The organism is Pseudomonas sp. Ant30-3 (genome assembly GCF_000690905.1).
Taxonomy (GTDB): Bacteria; Pseudomonadota; Gammaproteobacteria; order Pseudomonadales; family Pseudomonadaceae; genus Aquipseudomonas.
Window position 1 is genome coordinate 1 of sequence record NZ_JMCL01000078.1, and the last position, 20,938, is coordinate 20,938.

22 protein-coding genes are annotated in these 20,938 nt (G+C 58.7%); 8 read left to right on the forward strand and 14 right to left on the reverse strand.

Features of this window, described 5'->3' with window-relative positions:
- The 4 genes from DU29_RS0118765 to antA form a co-directional block, all read right to left on the reverse strand.
- On the reverse strand, positions 1–788 hold a 788-nt coding region (locus DU29_RS0118765; RefSeq protein WP_033050690.1), incomplete at its 3' end, for an ABC transporter substrate-binding protein.
- A gap of 107 nt (positions 789–895) precedes the next feature.
- Positions 896–1,921, reverse strand: coding sequence for an anthranilate 1,2-dioxygenase electron transfer component AntC (antC, locus tag DU29_RS0118770; RefSeq protein ID WP_028623060.1), 1,026 nt, complete (start codon positions 1,919–1,921; stop codon positions 896–898).
- Positions 1,922–1,939: 18 nt separating this feature from the next.
- Positions 1,940–2,431 (reverse strand): anthranilate 1,2-dioxygenase small subunit, encoded by a 492-nt coding sequence (antB, locus tag DU29_RS0118775; RefSeq protein WP_028623061.1) that lies wholly within the window; start codon positions 2,429–2,431, stop codon positions 1,940–1,942.
- A 2-nt stretch (positions 2,432–2,433) separates the two neighbouring features.
- Entirely contained in the window at positions 2,434–3,837 is a 1,404-nt protein-coding gene (gene antA, locus DU29_RS0118780) for an anthranilate 1,2-dioxygenase large subunit (protein WP_028623062.1), read from the reverse strand.
- A gap of 410 nt (positions 3,838–4,247) precedes the next feature.
- On the opposite strand from antA, the gene DU29_RS0118785 reads away from it, so the two are divergent.
- The 3 genes from DU29_RS0118785 (at position 4,248) to DU29_RS0118795 (ending at position 7,904) form a co-directional block, all read left to right on the forward strand.
- Positions 4,248–5,504 carry an OprD family porin gene (locus DU29_RS0118785; protein WP_028623063.1) on the forward strand — a complete coding sequence of 419 codons (1,257 nt, stop codon included), beginning with the start codon at positions 4,248–4,250 and terminating at the stop codon, positions 5,502–5,504.
- A 363-nt stretch (positions 5,505–5,867) separates the two neighbouring features.
- Entirely contained in the window at positions 5,868–6,881 is a 1,014-nt protein-coding gene (locus DU29_RS0118790; RefSeq protein WP_177326971.1) for an AraC family transcriptional regulator, read from the forward strand.
- Positions 6,882–6,884: 3 nt separating this feature from the next.
- Positions 6,885–7,904 (forward strand): AraC family transcriptional regulator, encoded by a 1,020-nt coding sequence (locus DU29_RS0118795; RefSeq protein ID WP_050483135.1) that lies wholly within the window; start codon positions 6,885–6,887, stop codon positions 7,902–7,904.
- Between the two features lie 1,002 nt (positions 7,905–8,906).
- Here DU29_RS0118795 and DU29_RS0118800 read toward each other — a convergent pair.
- The 7 genes from DU29_RS0118800 to DU29_RS0118830 all read right to left on the reverse strand — a co-directional run bounded on the left by DU29_RS0118800 (position 8,907) and on the right by DU29_RS0118830 (position 15,249).
- The gene (locus tag DU29_RS0118800) at positions 8,907–10,142 is read right to left on the reverse strand and encodes a dienelactone hydrolase family protein (RefSeq protein WP_028623066.1); all 1,236 of its coding nucleotides are present in this window, start codon (positions 10,140–10,142) and stop codon (positions 8,907–8,909) included.
- A 68-nt stretch (positions 10,143–10,210) separates the two neighbouring features.
- Positions 10,211–11,023 (reverse strand): SDR family oxidoreductase, encoded by an 813-nt coding sequence (locus DU29_RS0118805; protein WP_028623067.1) that lies wholly within the window; start codon positions 11,021–11,023, stop codon positions 10,211–10,213.
- Positions 11,020–11,613: a cysteine hydrolase family protein gene (locus DU29_RS0118810; protein ID WP_028623068.1), complete on the reverse strand. Its 594-nt coding sequence runs from the start codon at positions 11,611–11,613 to the stop codon at positions 11,020–11,022. The genes DU29_RS0118805 and DU29_RS0118810 overlap by 4 nt, the downstream gene beginning before the upstream one ends.
- Positions 11,613–12,146, reverse strand: coding sequence for an aromatic-ring-hydroxylating dioxygenase subunit beta (locus DU29_RS0118815; RefSeq protein ID WP_028623069.1), 534 nt, complete (start codon positions 12,144–12,146; stop codon positions 11,613–11,615). Before DU29_RS0118815 ends, DU29_RS0118810 begins: the two co-directional genes overlap by 1 nt.
- Positions 12,136–13,467 (reverse strand): aromatic ring-hydroxylating dioxygenase subunit alpha, encoded by a 1,332-nt coding sequence (locus DU29_RS0118820; protein ID WP_028623070.1) that lies wholly within the window; start codon positions 13,465–13,467, stop codon positions 12,136–12,138. Before DU29_RS0118820 ends, DU29_RS0118815 begins: the two co-directional genes overlap by 11 nt.
- Before the next feature lie 50 nt (positions 13,468–13,517).
- A complete protein-coding gene (locus tag DU29_RS0118825) occupies positions 13,518–14,462 on the reverse strand; it encodes a PDR/VanB family oxidoreductase (protein WP_028623071.1) in 945 nt (314 codons plus the stop codon).
- Between the two features lie 127 nt (positions 14,463–14,589).
- Positions 14,590–15,249, reverse strand: coding sequence for a TetR/AcrR family transcriptional regulator (locus DU29_RS0118830; protein ID WP_028623072.1), 660 nt, complete (start codon positions 15,247–15,249; stop codon positions 14,590–14,592).
- Between the two features lie 112 nt (positions 15,250–15,361).
- On the opposite strand from DU29_RS0118830, the gene DU29_RS0118835 reads away from it, so the two are divergent.
- The 5 genes from DU29_RS0118835 (at position 15,362) to DU29_RS0118855 (ending at position 18,261) form a co-directional block, all read left to right on the forward strand.
- The gene (locus DU29_RS0118835) at positions 15,362–16,567 is read left to right on the forward strand and encodes an MFS transporter (RefSeq protein WP_028623073.1); all 1,206 of its coding nucleotides are present in this window, start codon (positions 15,362–15,364) and stop codon (positions 16,565–16,567) included.
- Positions 16,568–16,706: 139 nt separating this feature from the next.
- Positions 16,707–16,850, forward strand: coding sequence for a hypothetical protein (locus tag DU29_RS1000000133020; protein WP_177326972.1), 144 nt, complete (start codon positions 16,707–16,709; stop codon positions 16,848–16,850).
- 148 nt (positions 16,851–16,998) lie between these two features.
- Positions 16,999–17,217: a hypothetical protein gene (locus tag DU29_RS0118840; protein WP_028623074.1), complete on the forward strand. Its 219-nt coding sequence runs from the start codon at positions 16,999–17,001 to the stop codon at positions 17,215–17,217.
- Positions 17,218–17,476: 259 nt separating this feature from the next.
- A complete protein-coding gene (locus DU29_RS0118850) occupies positions 17,477–17,674 on the forward strand; it encodes a hypothetical protein (RefSeq protein WP_028623075.1) in 198 nt (65 codons plus the stop codon).
- A 125-nt stretch (positions 17,675–17,799) separates the two neighbouring features.
- Complete coding sequence (locus DU29_RS0118855; RefSeq protein WP_028623076.1) at positions 17,800–18,261, forward strand: GNAT family N-acetyltransferase; 462 nt, start codon at positions 17,800–17,802, stop codon at positions 18,259–18,261.
- Positions 18,262–18,291: 30 nt separating this feature from the next.
- Here DU29_RS0118855 and DU29_RS1000000132945 read toward each other — a convergent pair whose 3' ends face one another.
- The 3 genes from DU29_RS1000000132945 to DU29_RS0118875 form a co-directional block, all read right to left on the reverse strand.
- A complete protein-coding gene (locus DU29_RS1000000132945; RefSeq protein WP_081832512.1) occupies positions 18,292–18,537 on the reverse strand; it encodes a hypothetical protein in 246 nt (81 codons plus the stop codon).
- A gap of 212 nt (positions 18,538–18,749) precedes the next feature.
- A complete protein-coding gene (locus DU29_RS0118870; protein ID WP_028623077.1) occupies positions 18,750–19,787 on the reverse strand; it encodes an AraC family transcriptional regulator in 1,038 nt (345 codons plus the stop codon).
- 9 nt (positions 19,788–19,796) lie between these two features.
- Positions 19,797–20,711: a GGDEF domain-containing protein gene (locus tag DU29_RS0118875; protein ID WP_028623078.1), complete on the reverse strand. Its 915-nt coding sequence runs from the start codon at positions 20,709–20,711 to the stop codon at positions 19,797–19,799.
- Positions 20,712–20,938: the final 227 nt, after the last annotated feature.

The window sequence follows — 20,938 nt, forward strand, 5'->3', positions numbered from 1 at the left end:
TTCATGCCTTTGGCGACATCGCCGGTGGCGGCGAGCATGCGTTCGTCCATGGAGAACACAGGCACTACCATCGGGATCGTTTTGCTCAGGCCCGAGCTGCCGTATTGCTTGGCGAAGTTGATGCCAGCACCACCGGGGTGGAACTCGAAAATTGCATCCGGCGCCAGTGAACGCACGCGTGCCAGTTCGACCGAGAAATCCAGTTGGTTGAGCTTGGTGTAGATCTCGGTGACCTCACCTTTGTACGTGCGCTTGAAGCCTTCCAGCGCATCGCGTCCGCCCTGGTAGTTGGGTGCCAGGATGACCATCTTTTTGTAGCCCAGCTCGTTGGCCGCGACGCCGGCCATTTCATGGATCGTGTCGTTCTGGTACGAGGCCACGAAGTAGTTGGGCTTGCACTGCTTGCCGGCCAGGCTCGAAGGGCCGGTGTTGTTGCTGATGTAGAAGCCGTCCTTGGTCGCCGTGTTGACCACCGCCGCCAGCACATTGGAAAAGATCACCCCGGTGTACAGCGAAATGCCGTCCAGGCTCATCCGGTCGATGATCTGCTTGGCGCGGGCCGGTTGCAGTCCGTCGTCCTCGACCAGCAGGCTTACGGGCACACCGCCGAGCTTGCCGTCCTCCTGATCGATGGCCAGTTGGAAGCCATCGCGTGAGTCTTCGCCCAGATAACCGGCAGGGGTAGAGAGGGTGGTGATAAAGCCGATGCGCACCGGGTCCTGGGCTTGAGCCAGCAGACTGGCCACGCAGCTGGCCGCCAGCAATGTACCCACGAGTAGTTTTTTCATAGTGCCGCCTTTAATGAAGTCCGCATCGCGCGAGACGTAGTTGTTAGTGGAGGGCAGTAAAAAATGTGCGGGTGCCTGGAAATTTGTATTGGCTGTGGGTTCCAGTGTCAGGTGTTGCTCTCGGTAAATTTCTCGTAGTACAGGCGCGTCTGGTCCAGGCCCTGGTCAGCCAGCCATTGCTTGATCGACTCGACCATCGGCGGTGGCCCGCACAGGTACATGTCCAGGTCTTGGTCGCGAAACTCGGCATGGTCGAAGTGCTCGGCGATGTAACCGCGCTTGCCGCTCCAGTCCGGGGCCGGATCGCTGATGACCGGGGTGAAGCGAAAACCGGGAATGCGCTCGGCGTAGGCGGCGATGCGCGCGGTTTCGCAAAGGTCGGCGGCGCTGCGCACGCCGTAGTACAAATGCACCGGGTGTCCGCAACCGCCCCGCTCGGCGATTTCGTCGAGCATGCCCAGGAACGCCGAGAGCCCGGTGCCGCCAGCCACAAACACTAACGGCTTGTCGACATGGCGCAGGTAAAAGGCGCCGAGGGGCGCTTCGAGCATGATCTCGTCGCCAATCAGGCTGCGCTCGCGGATGTAATTACTCATCAGGCCATCGGGCAGCAGGCGGATCAGAAACTGCAGCTGGTTACTGCTATTGGGACGATTGGCAAACGAGTAGGAGCGCTTGCCGTTTGTGCCCGGCACTTGCAACCTGGCGTACTGGCCGGGCAGGAAGTCCAGTTGCTGGCCATCGGCACCGGCATCCAGGTGCAGGATCGCGGTGTTCGGCGACACCTGCTCGACTGCCCGCACAATGCCCTTGAGCCACTCCGGCCCGGCGGCATTGCACAGGGTCGAAGCGAAGTCGAAGTAGAACGCCGCGTCGGACTGCACCCGGGTCTGGCAGGTGAGCATTTTGCGTTGGCGCATGTCATCGGCCGACAGTGCTTCATCGTCGACGTAGTCCTGGCTGTACTGGCCCGACTCACAGCGACCCTGGCAAGTGCCGCACACGCCTTCGCGGCAATCGAGTGGGATATTGATGCCGTTGCGCAGCGCCGCATCGAGCAGGATTTCATTGTTCTGGATCGGGAAAAACAGGGTTTTCCCGTCGGCGAAACTGAACGCGACCTTGTGACTCATAATCCAGATTTCCGCCGGTCAGAGATGATAGAAATCGAGCACCGAATTGATGGTGTCGTTAAGCAAAAGCGCATGCTTGCGGGTGATCTTCCAGCTGTCGCCATCGGGCCGCAGGTGATAGGTAGCGCGACCGAAAAATTCTTCGGCGGTTTGCAGGCGGTAGTAGAGGGTGTGCCAGTTGACCCGCACCTCCAGCTCATCGTTGTCCAGCGGCGCAATCCGCACATTGCTGATCAGGTGCAGGGTGCGTGGCATCGGGATGGTCGATGCGGCCTTGCCGGTGCGGATGCGGAACACCCGGTCCTCAAGGCCGCCACGGTTGGGGTAGTAAATCAGCGACATGCTTTTTTTCGGGTCGGTGGTGTAGACGTGCTCCGAGTCCCACTGCGGCAAATGGAATTCGCTGTCGTCGCTGAACATCGACACGTACGTGTCCCAATCCTGAGCGTCGCAGGCTTCAGCGTTGCGATAAAAAAATTGCTCGATGCGGTACTGCAGTTGCGAATTCATGTTCACACCTCACGCAGTTTCAACGGTTGCTCTTCAGCGGCCATGCGCGCCAGACCCTCGAGCATGAATCGCTGCCAGTTGCCATGCTGATTGACGTAGAGGCCCTCATGGGTGAACTCGGTGCCGGTCAGCGCCGGTGAGATGCCGATGGTTTCGCTGTTGGGCGTTGCGCCCTCGACCCACTTGCCGGTGCCGCGGGAAATGTCGCTCCAGCGCTCCAGGCGTGCCTGGAAACCGCGCTGTGCTTCGCGAAATTCCACCAGGTCGTCGGGGGTGCCCATGCCGGACACGTTGAAGAAGTCTTCGAACTGACGAATGCGGTTTTCCCGATCGGCATCCGACTCGCCCACCACGCCGAGGCAAAAGCTGTTGATCTCGGTTTTGTTCCAGGCGATCGGGCGGATAATGCGCAGCTGCGAACTGATCTGGTCGAGGAAGAACATGCTCGGGTAGATGTTCAGGTTGCGCAGCCGGTGCATCATCCATTCGGCTTTGCCCTGGCCGTGCTCTTCGAGCAGGCGCGGCATGATCGTCGCGTAACCGGGACGCACCGCCGGGTTGGGCATGTCGCTGAACAGCAGGCTGTGACCGTTGTGGAAGGCGAACCAACCGTCGTCGGTTTCCTTGTCGCCCGCGCCGAGCTTGCTGTAGTCCAGCGTGTCGGCGCCGACCAGGCCTTTCTCGCTGTTGACCTGCTGGCGATGCTGCACGGTGGCCACGTAGTTGTAATGCACGGTGCTGACGTGATAACCGTCCAGGCCGTTTTCGTTCTGCAGCTTCCAGTTGCCGTCGTAGGTGTAGGCGGACTTGCCCGGCAGCACTTCGAGTTCACCGGTGGGCGATTGCGCCACCATCATGTCGAAGAACACCTTGGCATCGCCGAGGAAGTCCTCAAGGCTGTCGCTGCCATCGACATTGAGGCTGATGAAGACAAAACCCTTGTAGCTTTCGATGCGGGCTTTTTTCAGGCCGCGGGTGGCTTTGTCGAAACCCTCCGGATACTCGCCAGGCGCTTTGACCTTGACCAGCCGGCCGTCACTTTTGTAGCACCATGCGTGGAACGGGCAGGTGAAGGTCGACTGGTTGCCCTTGCCGACGCGGGTCAGGGTGGTGCCGCGGTGTTGGCAGGCGTTGATCAGCGCATTGAGTTGACCGTCGCCGTCGCGGGTGATGATCATCGGCTGGCGCCCGGCGCGCATAGTCATGAAATCATGCTTGTTGGCGATTTCGCTTTCGTGGCAAGCATAGATCCAGTTTTTTTCGAAGATCAGTTGCATTTCCAGATCAAACAAATCCGGCTCGGTAAACATATCCCGGGCAATTCGGAAAATACCTTCTGCCGGACGGAAGTCCAGGCAACTCTCGATAAAGCTTTTCCACTGTTCTACGCTTTTTGCACTGCTCATTAATCGATACCTCGTTGCATCGGGCTAATTCGTGCATTCAACAAGTTGTTCGTGTCTGCATTAAATAAGTTGCCCGCGTCGGGGTCTATCCGCTTTGTCGGCAAACACAGTCCATAAAATTGGCCGGCGGGCCCTGGCCCAGTTATAGCTGGTCAGCAGCGGCACGGCGGAGGAGGGAAATTGATATTTCGAAGTAAACGGATATGAGTCTCGAATTAACAGGATAGAGACTCTGGCGACAATGCTGCCTAATCATTCGCGATGCGTGCTGGCTGTCTTGCCGAACGATATCAATCATAACGACTCATGCTGAATATTTTAATAAAGAAACAACTGCCAACTATTGGAGCGATCACTTTGGTCGCGCCGTTACTTGATGTGTTCGCACATTGAATAAGAGGGGATAAGTTATGTTTCAAGCGAGTTGGTTTATCCGTTGCATGCAGACGGCCAGCCTGGCCGGAATAATTGCGCCAATGATGGCCCAGGCGGATTTCGTTGAGGACAGCCATTTGGCGCTGGGCTTGCGCAACTTTTATATCGATCGCGACTTCAAGGGCGAAAACCCGAAGAACTCCCGCGTCGGCAGCTGGACCCAAGGCTTCGACCTGCGCTTCATCTCGGGCTACACCGAGGGGCCGCTGCAGTTTGGTCTGGATGCTTCGATGCAATACGCCTACCGGCTCGACGGCGGTGGTGGCAGGGGGCCTGACAGCATCATTCCCTATAGCGTCAGCAAGCAAGAACAGGCCACCGATTACGGCCGCGGCGGCTACACCGCCAAGGTGCGCTATTCCAAAACCGAATTGAAATACGGTGAACATCGGCCAACACTGCCGGTGGCCTACACCGACGACTCGCGGCAACTGGTCACCACGTATCATGGCACCCTGATCGAGTCCAAAGAGGTGGACAAGCTGACGCTGACGGGTGGGCGCTTCACCGAAATCAGCGGTCGCGAATCCTCCAACAGCGAAAAAATGTATTTGTTCAACGGCCCTGACGTGCAGCGCCGCAGCGACGGGCTGAACTTCGGCGGTGCCAGCTACGCGTTCACGCCGACGCTGACCGGGACCTATTTCTACGGTCAGTTGGAAGACATCTATCGCCAGCATTATCTGGGTGCAACCTACCTGGCAGATCTGGGCGGCGGTTACGCTCTGAAATCCGATTTGCGCTATTTCAATAACAAGGAAGATGGCGACGCGCTGTACGGTCGCATTGATAACCGCTCCTACGGCGCCATGACCACCGTGCGCAAAGGTGCACACTCCTTTGGTCTGGGTTATCAGCGGATGCTCGGCGACAGCACGTTCCCAACCCTCAATGGTTACGCGCCGCAGCCATACCTGGTTAACTGGTCCGCCATCGCCTTCGTCAAGCCCAACGAAAAATCCTGGCAGGCGCGCTATGACTTCGATTTCGCGGGTGTGGGTGTGCCGGGTTTGAAGCTGATGACGCGGTACATGCGCGGCACTGACATTGATCGCGGCGCGCTCAGCGACAACAGCGAATCGGAGCGCAATATCTACCTGTCCTACGTGGTTCAGGAAGGCCCGCTGAAGAACCTTGGCGTCGAATTGCGCAACATCAACGTCAAGTTCCGACACGGTAATGACTTCGACGAAAACCGCCTTATCACCACCTACACCTGGAAATTCTGGTAAGCGATCAGCACCACCCGAACAAGATTTCGGGCTTCGGCGCTTCAACAATTCCAGGGGGTAACACCTGCCTGCTCATCTGGGCAGGTAATACCCAACCACGCCTGGTGTTTAGCGCATGGCTATTGTGCCGCCCCGTGGGCGTCTGCTCTTTTTTGCAGCGCCATGCCTGTGTTTACGGCGTAAGAAGGGCTTTCAGGGGCATGGGCGGTCCTGGCGATGCGCTGTCCCTATCCGATTATTCGGTGAATGTTATCCGTATATTTCGACCGGGCCTCGGAGCCAGGCACGCGGCATGAAGATTGCTCTTTCATAGAGAGGCGTGCCGTTAGAGCGCGTTCATAAAACAGCCGTGGGTGCCCCGTGATGAGTACAAGTCCTGATGTACATGTTCGTGACATTCGTATTGATCGTTATGACCTTAATGGTGCGCGGCAGTGGATGGCCGGGATCTGTGGGCCGCATCTGCTCAAGACCAGCCAGCCCAACCGCATTCAGTTCCATCACAGTGGCAATGTACTCAAATCCATGTCCACTACGTTGGGGGTAATCGAGTACGGCACTGACGTCACGGTCGGCATCGAAGACGCCGAACACCTGAGCAGCTACAGCCTCAGTCTGCCCCTCGTCGGTGAACAGCACCTGAGCAAGAGCGACTGCCAGGTAACGTCTGATCGGGACTGCGCAATCATCGTGTCGCCTCACGAAAACCAGGAACTGACGATCAACGGTGATTGCCGCAAGATCCAGGTCGTCATCACCCGTGCGGCCATGCGCAAATCCCTTGAAGACATGTTACAGCGACCCTTGGAAACCCCCTTGCGTTTCGAACCGATGATGGACGCCGTCAACGGTTCCTCCGCCTCCTGGTGGCGCATGGCGCGCTACTTTATCGGCGAACTGGAGCGCAGCCGCGAGCTGTATGACCAGACGTTTTTCACCCGCGACATCGAGAGTTCGCTGATCAAGGGGTTGATCCTCGCCCAGCCGAATAACTACTCCGAAGAGTTGCGCGATGTGCTCGGCGTCAAGTTGCCGCACTACCTGATTCGAGCCAAGCAGTACATCCTCGAAAATGCCCGCGAACCGCTGCACCTGGAAGACATCGAGGCAATTTCCGGTGTGTCGCGGTTCAAGCTGTTCGAAGGTTTCAAAAAATACTTCGGCATGTCGCCGATGGCGTATCTGAAGAAGCACCGGCTGGGCGCTGTGCGCCAGGAAATTCTCGAGGACAAGTCGGCACGCAATATTTCGGCGATCGCCATGGGGTGGGGATTCAGCCACTTGGGACGGTTCTCCAGCGAGTATCGCAAGCTGTTCGATGAAACCCCGAGCACCACCGTGCAACGTAACGAAGCTCGCCGAAACCGGTCGCTCTGAGCCATGGCCGGGCTATCGGTTCACCCACTGCCTGGCGCTGGCACCGGGCTTGATCTGTCGAGGTTGTGCCAGACACCGGTTTTCACCAGCCGCTCGCGGCAAGAAAGTCATCGGCTGCTCGCCCGTGAGTTGGTCGAACACGATCTGAGTTGGCGCAGCGGCAATGTCGACACGGCGTTTTTCCGCGCTGAAGTTGGCCGTTGCCAATTGTTTGTCTTGCGTTACGGCGCCGAGGTTGAGGTACGGCCAAGGCCCTTTACCGATTTCGTCCTGATGCAGATGCCGTTGCGCGGGCGGGCGAGTATCGAGTGCGATGGGTTGGCGTTGGAGCTGGAGGCGGGCCAGGTGGCCGTGCTTTCGCCTAATCGACAGGCGCGACTGGTCTGGCACAGTGGCTGCGAACAGTTGCTGCTCAAGGTGCCGCGCTCATTGTTGAGGCTGATGCAGGAAAGGCTGGTGGACGACGGCGGGCTGGCCACCGATTTCAGCTTGCCACCCGCTTACCGGCTCGACACCGGTCAGGCGCGTGGCTGGTTGCGCCTGGTCGATGATTTGCTTGAGCAACTGGGCGCCAGCGCAAGTGAGCCGGTGCATGCGCACTGGCTGCGACATCTGGAGGAAAGTCTGCCGCTGTTCCTGCTGACCCATTCACCGAAAGTCGACGGATCACCGATGGCGGCCGTTGAGTCGCCGGCACAGCGTCAGGCCTTGCGGCAGTTGCATAAGATCGAAGACTTGATGCGCGGTCGTCTGGGTGACGCACTATCCCTGGGCGAACTGGCAGCTGCGGCGGGGATGAGCGAACGCAGCCTCAACACCCTGTGCCAGCGCTGTTACGGACAAACGCCCATGGAGCGGTTGCGCAACCTGCGGCTTGAGGCGGTGCGTGATCGTTTGCTGGGTCGTTGCGACGTGAGTATTACCGAAGTCGCCCTGGAGCATGGCTTCGGCCATCTCGGTCGTTTTGCCCGTTACTACCGTGAGCGATTTGGCGAACTCCCGCATCAGACCGCGACTCGATAATCACCGTGAGGGTGCCTGCGAGCCTTCTCGTTGTGGGTACACATTCCCTGTAGGAGCGAGCCTGCTCGCGATCGCGGTGTGTCAGTCGAGATGATGCTGGCTGACATGACCTCATCGCGAGCAGGCTCGCTCCCACAGTGATTGATGGTGTTGCTGAAGTCCTGGAGCCAGCCCAAACCTCCTGTAGGAGCGAGCCTGCTCGCGATCGCGGTGTGTCAGTAGCTGAAGATGCTGGCTGACATGGCCACATCGCAAGCAGCCTCGCTCCCACAGTGATTGGAGGTGTTGCTGAAGTCCTGGAGCCAGCCCAAACCCCCTGTAGGAGCGAGCCTGCTCGCGATCGCGGCGTGTCAGTAGTTGAAGATGCTGACTGACATGACCTCATCGCGAGCAGGCTCGCTCCCACAGTGATTGGAGGTGTTGCTGAAGTCCTGGAGCCAGCCCAAACCCCCTGTAGGAGCGAGCCTGCTCGCGATCGCGGTGTGTCAGTAGTTGAAGATGCTGGCTGACATGACCTCTCGCGAGCAGGCTCGCTCCCACAGTGATTGATGGTGTTGCTGAATTCCTGAAACCAGCCCAAACCCCTGTAGGAGCGAGCCTGCTCGCGATCGCGGTGTGTCAGTAGCTGAAGATGCTGGCTGACATGGCCACATCGCAAGCAGCCTCGCTCCCACAGTGATTGGAGGTGTTGCTGAAGTCCTGGAGCCAGCCCAAACCCCCTGTAGGAGCGAGCCTGCTCGCGATCGCGGTGTGTCAGTAGCTGAAGATGCTGGCTGACATGGCCACATCGCAAGCAGCCTCGCTCCCACAGTGATTGGAGGTGTTGCTGAAGTCCTGGAGCCAGCCCAAACCCCCTGTAGGAGCGAGCCTGCTCGCGATCGCGGTGTGTCAGTCGAGATGATGCTGGCTGACATGACCTCATCGCGAGCAGGCTCGCTCCCACAGTGGAATTGCGTAAATCTGTGGGAGCAGAGTTGTGCCATTGCCAGGGCGCGCGAGCATCTAGCGCTCGGCGCTGTCCGCCCAGTTGCCCATTAGCGTGTTGGACGGCCGTAGTTCGTCGAGCAATTTCTTCGCTGTTTCAATACCGGCCACGGGCAACCCGGTGGGGTCGAGCAGGCCGATCTGCACCAGAACGCTGGCCTGGTCCCAATAAATGTGTTCGTGACACAGCTTGTCGCCACGGAATTTGATGACCCCGAGCATCGGAATTTCAACGTACTTACCCGTCGGCGCAACATCAGGCAGCATCCAGTCGATTTCACTGGTATGGGTGAAACACATCACGAATTCGTCGACGATTTGCGAAGCGCCAACCGTGCGAGAAATGGGCACCAGCTTCATGTCCGGCGGATTGGCATGGACAAAATGGTTCTGGTAGAAGCGGCTCAACTCGCGGTAGCCGACGCCACCCGTCATGGTCGGGATGTGATTGACGTAAGGTTCGGCCACCATGGTCGCCATGGTCGCCGGGACATCGCGAACGGCAAACTCGTATTCGATGTGCTTTTCCCACAGCTCGGACAGGTTGTAGTTTGGGCCGATGGCCTGCTTGAGCGCCGCGATGCTGCGTTGATGGGCCATCAACGCGGCTGGCTTGTTGTAGTGCATGCCACCGTTGCGGGCGAAGGCATGGTCGACGTCGGGGTAGGTGTAAATCTCGACGTTGTTGCGGCCGCTTAGGCGCTGACTGATCTGCAGACGGGCATTGGCATCGCAGTAGCCATCCTGTTCAGCGAAGTGCAGCATCAGCCGGCCTCTAATGTTGTCGGCTTCGTCGAGCAACTGTTCAATGCCCATGCCGTAATAGCCCACCGAGCAGGCGACGTCGGTTCGGGTTGCCGTCAGGTAGGCCAGCTTGCCGCCCATGCAGAAACCCACATAGCCGAAACCGACGTCCTCGACTTCGGGCAAATCGCTGAGGGCCTTGAAACTGGCGTCGATGTCATCGACAGCCTTGTCCACGTCCATGCGTTGAAACAACTCGATGGCACGGGCGAAGTCGGCTTCGGTGTAGCCCAGTTCTACGCCCGGTTCCAGTCGCCAGAACAGGTCCGGCACGAGGGCTACATAGCCTTCCTCGGCGTAAAAATCGGCCACTTCGCGCATGTTGGCGTTGATGCCGAAAATTTCCTGGCCGATTACCACGCCGGGGCCTTTGCCGCTGGCGGGTAGCGCCAGATAACCGGTGAAGCTGCCGCTGCCGTCGCTGGCTTTTACGGTGATCATCTTGCCCATGGTGTTACCTCGTTATCGACTCATCATCAGGTTTTATTGGCGTTGTTCAATGGGAGCTGTCGAGCGATTCAGGCCGGGTCACGCAAACGCTCGAACCACACGCGGGGCGAGAGGCCCTGATCGGGGCCGAGGATCGAGAAACCGCCGTCCACCGGAATGTCCACCCCGGTAATCCAGGACGCGCCATGGCTGCACAGAAAGGCGACCACCTGGCCAATCTCCTCGCCGCGCCCGACGCGTCCAAGCGGGTGAAAGGTCGCCCCTACACGGTCGGCCACTGCAAGGTCGCCGCCGCTCAGGTTCGCCACTGACGGCGACCAGGTCCAGGCCGGCGAGACGCTGATGACCCGGATCGAAGCCGGTGCCAGGCTCACTGCAAGGTTTCGCGTCAGCTGCAGCAATCCGGCTTTGGACGCCGGGTACAGGGCTCGCCCAGCCGCGCCGAACTTGCCGCCGGTGCTTCCGATGTTGATCACCGTGCCGCCTTCATTCATATGTGGCGTGGCTTTCTGTACGAAAATGGCCGCCGACACCAGATTGATGTTGAGGGTGTTCAACCATTGCTCGCGGTCTGACTGTAGCCCCTGATCGTCGTAGACACAGGCGTTGTTGACCAGAATGTCGAGACGACCGAAAGCGGCCAGCGTTGCGTCGATGCAGTCATCGATATCCTCGTCCAGTTCGACATTGCAGACGATAAAGCGACAGCGCTCACCCAGCTCACTGGCCAGCGCCGTTCCGGCGTCTCGATTGCGGCCGACCAGCATGACGCTGGCGCCTGCGTTTAACAGTTGGCGAGCAATGTCAGTACCCAGACCCTGGGTGCTGCCCGTGACAATCGCCACCTGACCTTGCAGGTTGGCGGTAGGAATGGACTTCATGGCATTGACTCCAGGGTGCTTGCGACATCCGTGACAGTGGCGATCAACCGCATGCTGTCCAGCGCCGCCAGATGAGTCGCGGGGCGGGCGGCGGCGCAGGCGTCGGCGAGCACCGTGACCTCGAAACCGCAATCGACGGCATGCCGTACCGTGCTTTCCACCACCGAGTGGGTGGCGACGCCGGCGATCAGCAACTGTCGCGTTTCGAGCTGACGCAACAGGGTGTCCAGCGGTGTGCCATAAAAAGCGTTGATGCGGGTATGTGTGACGACGAACTCGTGCGGACCTTCCAGCGGTTGCAACTCGGCATGGAACTGCGCGCCCCAAGTGCCTTCCTGAACGGCACCGCTGGCCGCGACGGCACGCAGGATCGGCGCGTTCTGTATCAGGTCGGCATAGTCCGGGCGGTACGCCACGCGCACATGAATGATCGGCCAGCCCCGTGCGCGGGCACCTTGCTGCAGCCTGATGGCGGCGTCCAGCACGGCCTCCCGTGCCGGATCATCGGCTGCGAGCCCGACCCGGATGCGCCCGTCAGGGTGCAAGACGTCGTTCTGATAATGCAGGGCCAATACGGTCGGGCGCCCCATCAGACAAAGACTTCAAGGTTGGCGAACACATCGTTGCAGTTGATCAGGTCAACCCGCTTGAGCCGGATTTTCCAGCCGCCGCTGTCCTGACTGGCCAGTTTGTAGGTGTAGCGCCCGGCCAGCTGGCGTTGTTCAAGACGCCATTCGCTCACCTGGAACGTCGCGCTCACCACCAGCAGCCCTTGGCTGTCGAGCCCTTCGACCATCACGTTGCCCACCAGATGAGCCGTGCGGGTCTGTGGTTGCTGCGACCAGTTGCGTACGTTCTCTAGCCGGCGGATGCGCACTTCGCGCAGCATCCGGTTTTCCCAGAACAGTGAGATGTGCTCGAAAGGGTCGGCCTGCCCGTGCAGGTGCGGCACCCAATACATGCCCGCATCGGTAAACAGTTGATCCCATTCCCAGAATCGTCGCTCATCCAGCAGGCGTGCTTCGCGATAGAGGAACTGCTCGATCTCGCGCAAAGTTTCGTTGGGTACCTGGGCCGGGATCAGGGCGTGAGTCGAGACGTCGAAGGTACGATCAAGCAGCATGAGTGCTCTCCTTGGCGATCAGGGTGGCGGTCATATAGTGCTTCCAGGCGGCGAACTGGTTGCGCATCGGCAGCTCGCTGGTGCCATTGGTCGAGACCGCGCCATCAGGCAGCAAGCGGTCGGTGCCGGCATAACGATGCATGCTGATCCATTCACCGCCACGGGTCATGTTGCCCTCCTGACAGCGGGCATAGACTTCGACGTCGTCGGGCATGACGTTGGAGGAGGGCGAGTTGATGACGTTGGCGTACGTCAGCGCCCGGTCAAAGACGGCATCCGGAGCGCCTTTGCAGCGGAACGTCTGGATTTCCACCAGGGTGCGGTCAACGGCCATCGGCCGGATTACCCGGAACTGCATGAACACGGTGTGGGGCGAGCCGCTGCCGTAGATCACGGTGTTGTGGCGATTCATCCCCATGATGCCTCGGGCACGTTCTTCGCCATAGGCATCGCTCAGGCATTCGAAGTGGGCCTTGGACACGTCGTCGCGCTCGGCGGCTGCCGGGTCAAAGATCGCTTCCATGTAACCATGCCCATTGTTGTAGGCGCGCAGTTCGAGCTTCTCCCAGAAATCATATGGCTCGCCGTTGCCGTCCATGATCAGCAGTTCGAATGGCATCTCTCCCAAGGATTCGGCCTCGCTGCGGGCCGCGTCCACTGAAGACTCATGGGTGACGCGAGCGTGCATGGTGTCGTGGAGGTTTTCGTAGAAGACTTTCCAGTTGGAACGCTGCATGACCCGAAAAATACCGCCGGCCACTTCGACTTCACCCACTGGCGAGCGATCGCAGAGGTTGTCGATGGACGTGATCACGCCGCCGAGAAAGCTTTTCAGGTCGGGACCATGATCGATCTGGCTGGCGAACACGAAGCCCCGATAGCTGTCGACCCGCGCCAGGCTCACCATTGAAAAGTCCGGGTGCCTTGGGTTGAAGCAGGTGCCTTCGAAGCCGTTTTTCAGAGGCGCCGAAAGGTGCTGGCCGTCCAGTTTGAAGGTCCATGCGTGGTAAGGGCAGCGGAAGAACTTGCCGACGTTGCCATCGCCTTCGGCCACCAGTTTGGCGCCTTTGTGCGGGCATCGGTTGTAGAGCACATTGACGTTTTTATCGGCACCTCGAACCAGAATCACATCCTGATCACCGATGCGTGTGGTGTGGTAGTCACCGCCGTTTTTGACCTGGCTTTCATGGCCGACATAGATCCATGCCTGACCATAAATTCGCTGCATTTCCAGATCAAACAGTTGAGGGTCGGTGTAGACGCTTTTGTGCACGCTGTCGTCGCGGATCAGTGCCGCGATCTGTTCGTTCGACGGGATCATGATGTCTCCTTTTAACCAGCCATAAAGAGGTGCGCGGTACAGCAACGCACTCACAAATCGAGCACCAGGCGAGCGCTGGAGGCGCGCGATACACAGGTGCAGAAGCTGCCGTCTGCCCGTTCTCGCTCCGACAGACAACAATCGCGGTGGTCAGCGGCGCCTTCGAGCACCTGCGCCACGCACACCCCACAGTCACCGCGACGGCAATCGAACATCGGGTCCAGATCGGCCTCTATCATTGCGTCCAGCACGCTTTTGCCCGCGGCCACCTGAAGCGTTATTCCACTGCTGCGCAGCTCTACTTCAAAACCGGCTTCGGTCTCGGTACCGAGGCTGCCGATGAACAATTCGCTGTGCAGTTGGTTGTCGTCCCAGCCCAGCGCGCGAGCGGTCTGCAGCACACTGCTGATCAAAGATTTTGGGCCGCACACATAAAGTTGACGTCCGCTGCCGGGCGATTCCAGCAGTCTGTTCAGGGGCATGCGCCGCGCCGGGTCGCCGCCGCTGATCCAGCATCGGGAGGTGCCGAGCGCCTGGACCTCTTCCAGATACGCCATGCGGTCTGCGTTGCGACCGGCATAGTGCAAAGTGAATGGCTGCTGACTGGCCGCGAGCGATCGGGCCATGCCAAGCATTGGGGTGATGCCTATACCTCCCGCGATCAGCAGGTAGTCACTGGCATTTGCCACCAACGGAAAATGGTTGTTGGGCGCACGTACGCTCAGTTGCTGCCCGACTTGCACCTCATGCATCCACCGCGAACCACCGCTGCTCTGGTCGTCCAGTTGCACCGCGATCTCGTAGTGAGGGTTGCCAGGCAGGCTGACCAACGAGTAAGCGCGCCACATGGGTTTTCGGCCTGGTATCTGCACTTCGATGTGCGCACCAGGGCTGAAGCCGGGCAGGGTTTGGTCGGCGTCAGCGACCAGGATCAGGCGACGAATTTGAGGCGTGAGCGGGTCTATCCGTTCGATACGCAAAGACAGGCTGGGCATGCACGATTCCTGAACGGGGCGAGCGCTGCTCGCCGTTGAAGTCGTACACACTGTAGAGAGGGGGCAGGGGTGGAAAAAGCCGATACCGGCAAGTCGATAGCCGCATCTTGCGTAAATACGCAGATCCTCAGGAGTCTTCTGACTCACTTCGAACGTCCGGGTGATCGATCATCTCAACAGTGCGAAGGCTATCCCATACCCCCATCACCTGAGTCACCGCTGCATCCAGCGTGGCATGGGGAAGACCATCGCGCGCCAGTGTCGACAAGCCCAAGAGAAAACTGTCGAACACGGCGGCGAGCGTTTCCGGTACCACCGTTGAGGGCAATTCCCCATCAGCAATGGCGCGGTGAATACAGGCAACCATACCCTCGCGATTCTGGTTCCTCGCTTGTGTGAGCGGCTCGGAGATCGCCTTACTCTCTTCCGAGCACGCACTCATCAGACCTAACGCCACCAGACACCCACTGGGGTGATCGGGCTCGCACTGCATTTTCGCTGACCGGCGAAGGGTGAGCTCGATCGCCCCCCTGGGCGGCAAAGTCGTATCAAACAGACTGTCGGTGACCCGGCCGTGGGTGGTGAGGTAGCGCTCCATTACCTCATTGAACAGGGCCTGTTTCGAGCCAAAAGCGGCGTAAAAGCTAGGCGCCGTGATGCCCCCTCCGATTTTCGATTTGAGCTGGCTGAGCGATGTCGCTTCGTACCCATGTTCCCAAAACAAATGCAGAGCCTGAGTGATTGCCACATCACGGTCAAAGGTGCGCGGACGTCCCATCTGTGCCATGTCGTGTGTTCTCCAATATGATATTTAAATACTGATCGTTATATAAGTCGTTGACGACCTGCCTGCTCTTCTCTACATTCATACCGACCAGTATATAAGTGAGAGCGGTCGAATGGCTACAGATGAGCAACAGGGCGAAAAGCTTCCGATGGGTGCGCTTCTGGCGCTGGCGATGACAGGTTTTATCTGCATCGTGACTGAGACGTTACCTGCGGGTTTGCTGCCCATGATCGGCAGTGGCCTGGGGGTGTCGGCATCATTGGCGGGGCAGATGGTGACTGTCTACGCATTGGGGTCGCTGCTGGCAGCCATTCCACTGACGATCGCCACGCAAGGCTGGCGCCGCAGGACCGTATTGTTGCTGACGATTTTGGGTTTTCTGGTATTCAATTCGATCACGGCGCTGTCTTCTCAATATTGGCTGACTTTGATTGCGCGGTTTTTCGCTGGGGTGTCAGCGGGTCTGGCCTGGAGCCTCATCGCCGGTTATGCGCGACGCATGGTCGTCCCCCGATTGCAGGGCCGCGCGCTGGCGGTAGCGATGGTGGGAACACCCATCGCGTTGTCGCTGGGGGTACCTTTGGGAACCTGGCTGGGTGGATTCATGGGCTGGCGCATGGCTTTTGGATTGATGTCCGGACTCACCTTGGTACTGATCGCCTGGGTGCTGATCAAGGTGCCTGACTACCCTGGCCAATCTTCCTCCCAGCGCCTGGCGTTACGTCAGGTGTTTTTCACCCCCGGCGTACGCTCGGTGCTGGGCGTCGTCTTCACGTGGATGCTGGCTCACAACATTCTCTACACCTACATCGCGCCCTTCGTTGCCAAGGCTGGGCTGGCGAGTGACGTTGGTTTTGTATTGCTGGCATTTGGTGTCGCGGCGCTGGCGAGCATCTGGGTAACAGGACGGCTGGTTGATCGCCATTTGCGAAAGACAGTGTTGGCCAGCCTCGCCACCTTCGCAGCCGTTTCGGTTTTCTTCGGCTTTTTTTCCAGCTCAGCCTTGGCCATTTACGCCGGTGCTTTTATCTGGGGCCTGACCTTTGGGGGCGCCGCCACGCTTTTGCAAACCGCCCTTGCCGACGCAGCAGGCAAGGGCGCAGACGTTGCGCTTTCGATGAACGTCGTGGTCTGGAATGGCGCCATCGCCAGCGGTGGGCTACTGGGTGGCGTGTTGCTCGGCCATTGGGGAGTGGGTTCTTTTCCCTGGGTTTTATTAATGTTGTTACTTCTGAGTCTGGTGATTGCTTCACGCGCGCAGGTGCATGGTTTTACGCGAGGTGACAGGCAGTCCAGTCAAATGGTCGCTGGTCATTGATGTGAATGCGGCATCGCGCTGCATGTCAGGCGAAAATGATCCAGAGCCTGTAGTAAATGCAGGGTTCTGCGAAGGGCGCGGCGGCGCCGTTAACCGACAGATCCTATGGTTTAATGGGAGAAATCAAGGAGAAATTGATATGGAAAAGACGTTAAGAAATCCGCTGTTTCTTACAGGTCTACCATTGGCTGTTTGTGGTGTTGCTATCACTGCGCCAGGCTTGTGGATTCCAGGCTTGGCATTGATGCTATGTGGATGGGCCAAGAGCAGTAAAAAAGCGTGAAGTCATCGCAGGGATGATTAGTTCGATCGAGTGTGGCTCCACCATCAGCGCACGGCTGACGCTCGCAAATCTTTACTACCGTTCGTCGGCACCCGAGCACCAACAGACACTTAGAGAGTCGATCTAGTAGCCCAAAATGAAGGTTCCTATGCGATCTCTAATTCTCGATATGCCCAACGGCCGTGAGCTCGTTGATGAGCTGGATCTTGCGACTGAGCAGATGATGTCCATGCCGGTCGAACACATCGGCAGCGCTGAATGGCAGGCGGCCGCTTGCCGCCAGCAACAAGCCTTTAGAAAGTGGCGTGAATATCTTCATCGCATGGCTGACGGACGCGTGTGCATCGAGACGCTGAAGGTTGCCTGAAACCGAACCCAAACGTATTCCGGAGGGTATTGCCATGACTGACGAAAAAAAAGAAGAAAAGCCTGACGACGACACCCCGGCGCATTCCACCGAGGAAGAGCGCGAGCGTTTGAAGGATTTCAACAAGGGAGGCATTCCGCCGGGATCCTGCTGATAAAAAGCTCCAGTACACCGTTCGTCCATTCCACGGCACTCGCCATAAGCCATCCTCTCTCATGTGTACGCACGGACGTCCCGCGCATCAGATCGGAGAGTCAGCATGGATATTGATGAGAAGGCCCCTGGCAATGTGTCCCAGCAGCATGTAACGGTCGGTACCGACAACGAAACGGGCCATGATGCCAAGACCCATGAAGCCGAGAAGCAGCGGCCTGCTGATGAAGACGCAGAGCTAGAAGAAGATATGGCGGACGTGGATGCTGCTGATTCAGTTGCACCAGAGCATCCAGCCAACTGAAGACCAATCTACAATGAAAAGCCCGGCCATGACGCCGGGCTTTTTATTGCACGGACGGGTCACTGCAGACCGGCCCGCTGCGTTATTCCGGCTTATTCGGCCACTTCGACCCGCCAGGACTTGCCATGTGTGAACAACTCAATATTCGTACAGCCAGACCCGAAGACGAAGCCGCCGTCCGAGCCTGCGCCATACAGGCGTATTCCCAATACATCGAAGTGATCGGTCGAAAACCGGCGCCCATGCTGGCGGATTTCGCCGCGCAAATTTCCGCCGGTTACGTCTATGTATCCGCCAGCGAGCAAGAAACGTTGCAAGGCTTCGTCGTTTTCTACCCGCAGGCCAAGCACATGTTTCTGGAAAACGTCGCTGTAACTGACGCGGGACGCGGGAAGGGGATCGGTAAGTCACTCATAAACTTTTGCGAGACCCAAGCGATCAACCTGGGCCTGTTCAGCGTCCGTCTCTATACCAATGCAAAAATGACCGACAACCTCTCAATCTATCCGCGCCTGGGTTATTGCGAAGTCGAACGGCGATCGGAAGACGGATTTGATCGCGTCTACTTTGAAAAGCGCGTGGGCTGAGGCGCACGCTCAACCCACTTTCGAATACCGTCAGACTGCTTGTTGCTGGTGACTGATTACCTGGCCAGACCCTGGCATTTTCGCAACCAGCAAATGCGCATGTTCTTCCTGCGGGATATCGATGTAATGCAGCGTCGTTTGGGACTCTTCATCGGGCGTGTTGACTTCGAAGCTACCCACAATCTGGATCTTGCGCATGGATACCTCAATCGACTCCTCTGCCAGGGCTTTCGCCATTCTCGCGTGGTTCGCTGCGATTTCGCTAAGAGTTGACACGTTACATCTCCCGGTGACTGCCAGGCGTTTCGCTGGAGTCGTTATGCGTTAATAAAAATAGCTGCCGTGTCAGAATTTCGACGTTCCCTGGCTGCTATGGACGGCCTGTGCAATCGTTAAGCCAGTCAGACCGGTCATATTCCGCCTGGGTTCCATAGGGCGACGAACGGCATTTCAAGCCACTTTGCGCTTACTTTTTTCCGGCTGATCGCTCATCCCGGGCTGAACAGCTGGCGAATCAAATTCGGCGTACTGCCGGTCCAGCGTTTGAACGACCTTCTGAAATTTGCTGCATCGGTGAACCTCAAATAGTCCGCCACCTGTTCATTGCTGAAACCCTTGACCTGATACAGGTACAACGCCACATGTTTGCGCACCAGATCCACTTGCTGCTGGAAACCGGTTCCGTGTTTGTGCAGTTTTCGCTTGAGGGTGGCGGGGCTCATGGAGAAGGCCGACGCCGCCAGCTCGAGGCTCGGCGCCTGGCGAATGTGGGTTTGCAGGTAACGATAAAGGCAATCGATAAAGCTCGATTCAAAGCCCAGCTGCCCAATCTGCAACTCTGCCTCCTGACGCGCGACCTGGCCGGCGGTGGCCGAGGCGCCGGGCCACGTATCGGCCAGATACTCCCGGGGGATTCGCACAAAGTCGAGCGGGCGCCGGAACTGGGTGTGCTCACCCAGGTGCACCCAATACTGTTCGACATAGCGCGGCTCGGCGTGGCTGAAACTGCATTCCCAAGGCAGGCGCTGACCGCTCAGTGCGCGACTCATGGCGATCAGCGAGGTCATGCTCGCTTCCAGCAGAAACCGCCATTGTTCTGTCGCGCCGCAACTGTCCAGCCAATAGACGTAGGCGTGTTTCTCATCGAGCACCAGCCGTGGTGCTGTCAAAGGACTGAGCAGCGCCGGTTGCCGCACGAGCGTGTCGAGCGCCTGATGCAAATTCTGCGCATGGCGCAAGGCATGACTGGCAGGGCCGTAATGACCCGGCAGCAAACGCTGGCCGAACAGGAAACTGCTGTCATCGGCATCCAGCAGGCGCCGACTGTTGTTGATCAGCCCGAGAAACTGCTGCGGGCTGAGGCGTGTCTGGCCGGCCAGGATGTCTTCATGGAACAGCCCGGTGCCGCGTAGCAGGCGATGACTGTCGATGTCGCGGGACAACGCCAGATCGATCAGGGTCGCCGGTTGGTAGTGGCCGGGAATGAAACGGCTGTCGGTTTCGTACCACGTCGTTTTGAGGGTCATGAGCGCGCCTCAGGCCGATCTGGTCAGCGGCTGTTTGGCCCGGGCCAGCGCCAGGTTGAGGCGTTTGAGCAATGCGTCCGGCGCCTCATTGAGCGCCATGACCACCGCCGTACTGGCGGACAACTGCACACGCTCGCCGTGTAGCCGGGTTTTGTGCGCCAGGCCCTGCACCGCATGCTGCAGCTCCAGCGCCTGCACGCGAGCCTGGGTTTCACCGGTATTGGGCAGCAGCACTACAAAACGGTCGCCGGCCAGTCGGCAGAGCAAATCCTGACGCCGCAGGTTGAGCAGCAGCAAATGACTGAGTGCTTGCAACACCGAGTCGCCTTCGGCATGCCCGAAAGACTGATTGATCGCGGTGAAGTTATCGACGTCCACCACGAGCAAGGACAGCGGCTGCTGCTGGCGCTGACTGTCCTCCAGGCTGGCGATCAATTGCCGTTTCAGATAATCGGCGCCGCCCAACGGCGTGACTTTGTCGAACAGTCGATGTTCGCGAAAAAGTTTTTCGCGCTTTTCCATCTGCGCGCTGATCGCCAATTGTTCGCGGTGCCAGTGATAAATGCCGATGGTCAGCAAAATCATGCCCACGGGCATCGGGCCGGATTCCAGCCAGTGGTCCCAGGTGATGCTGTCGGGCAAGCGGATGAATTCGTCGAGGCTGTCGATCCACCAGGAAAAGAAGATCCCGCTCAGGCCCAGCACCAAATAATTGGTAACGCGTCCGGCTGGGCGGCTTTTCAGCACCAGGCCCAGCCATACCAGCGCCAGCAGTGCAGAACCGCCTTCGCCGACGATGTCGAGCCAGACCCATTCGTTGACGCTTTTCAGTTCGCCGCAGGCCAGGTGCAACAGTAATCCCGCGTTGGCCGCCAGCAACAGCACGGCGAGTTTCCAACGATGGGGTTTGAGCACTGAGAACATGGCCGCGGATCCTTTGATGTAGAGCGATGCGCGTCAGCACAGCAGATGTTTGTGACAGTGGGGTGACGGGGCAGGGAGGTCGAATCAGCTCACGGCGCAACGAATTTTTTTTGCCTGGTGAAACTGTGGCGAGGGGGTTTACCCCCGTTCGGTCGCGTAGCGGCCGCCATCAGATGCGCCGCGGGTTTGAAGGGGAGTGCTTCGCACTCCAACGGGGGTAAACCCCC

Bases quoted from the DNA above. Each gene is read 5' to 3' on its own strand.
- DU29_RS0118835 (WP_028623073.1), top strand. From the start codon at position 15,362: ATGGCTACAGATGAGCAACAGGGCGAAAAGCTTCCGATGGGTGCGCTT.
- DU29_RS0118805 (WP_028623067.1), bottom strand. From the start codon at position 11,023: ATGAAGTCCATTCCTACCGCCAACCTGCAAGGTCAGGTGGCGATTGTC.
- antC (WP_028623060.1), bottom strand. From the start codon at position 1,921: ATGAGTCACAAGGTCGCGTTCAGTTTCGCCGACGGGAAAACCCTGTTT.
- DU29_RS0118855 (WP_028623076.1), top strand. From the start codon at position 17,800: ATGTGTGAACAACTCAATATTCGTACAGCCAGACCCGAAGACGAAGCC.
- DU29_RS0118840 (WP_028623074.1), top strand. From the start codon at position 16,999: ATGCGATCTCTAATTCTCGATATGCCCAACGGCCGTGAGCTCGTTGAT.
- DU29_RS0118870 (WP_028623077.1), bottom strand. From the start codon at position 19,787: ATGACCCTCAAAACGACGTGGTACGAAACCGACAGCCGTTTCATTCCC.
- DU29_RS0118800 (WP_028623066.1), bottom strand. From the start codon at position 10,142: ATGGGCAAGATGATCACCGTAAAAGCCAGCGACGGCAGCGGCAGCTTC.
- DU29_RS0118815 (WP_028623069.1), bottom strand. From the start codon at position 12,146: ATGCTGCTTGATCGTACCTTCGACGTCTCGACTCACGCCCTGATCCCG.
- antB (WP_028623061.1), bottom strand. From the start codon at position 2,431: ATGAATTCGCAACTGCAGTACCGCATCGAGCAATTTTTTTATCGCAAC.
- DU29_RS0118875 (WP_028623078.1), bottom strand. From the start codon at position 20,711: ATGTTCTCAGTGCTCAAACCCCATCGTTGGAAACTCGCCGTGCTGTTG.
- DU29_RS1000000133020 (WP_177326972.1), top strand. From the start codon at position 16,707: ATGGAAAAGACGTTAAGAAATCCGCTGTTTCTTACAGGTCTACCATTG.
- DU29_RS0118795 (WP_050483135.1), top strand. From the start codon at position 6,885: ATGGCCGGGCTATCGGTTCACCCACTGCCTGGCGCTGGCACCGGGCTT.
- DU29_RS0118790 (WP_177326971.1), top strand. From the start codon at position 5,868: ATGAGTACAAGTCCTGATGTACATGTTCGTGACATTCGTATTGATCGT.
- DU29_RS0118850 (WP_028623075.1), top strand. From the start codon at position 17,477: ATGGATATTGATGAGAAGGCCCCTGGCAATGTGTCCCAGCAGCATGTA.
- DU29_RS0118820 (WP_028623070.1), bottom strand. From the start codon at position 13,467: ATGATCCCGTCGAACGAACAGATCGCGGCACTGATCCGCGACGACAGC.
- antA (WP_028623062.1), bottom strand. From the start codon at position 3,837: ATGAGCAGTGCAAAAAGCGTAGAACAGTGGAAAAGCTTTATCGAGAGT.
- DU29_RS0118785 (WP_028623063.1), top strand. From the start codon at position 4,248: ATGTTTCAAGCGAGTTGGTTTATCCGTTGCATGCAGACGGCCAGCCTG.
- DU29_RS0118825 (WP_028623071.1), bottom strand. From the start codon at position 14,462: ATGCCCAGCCTGTCTTTGCGTATCGAACGGATAGACCCGCTCACGCCT.
- DU29_RS0118810 (WP_028623068.1), bottom strand. From the start codon at position 11,613: ATGGGGCGCCCGACCGTATTGGCCCTGCATTATCAGAACGACGTCTTG.
- DU29_RS0118830 (WP_028623072.1), bottom strand. From the start codon at position 15,249: ATGGCACAGATGGGACGTCCGCGCACCTTTGACCGTGATGTGGCAATC.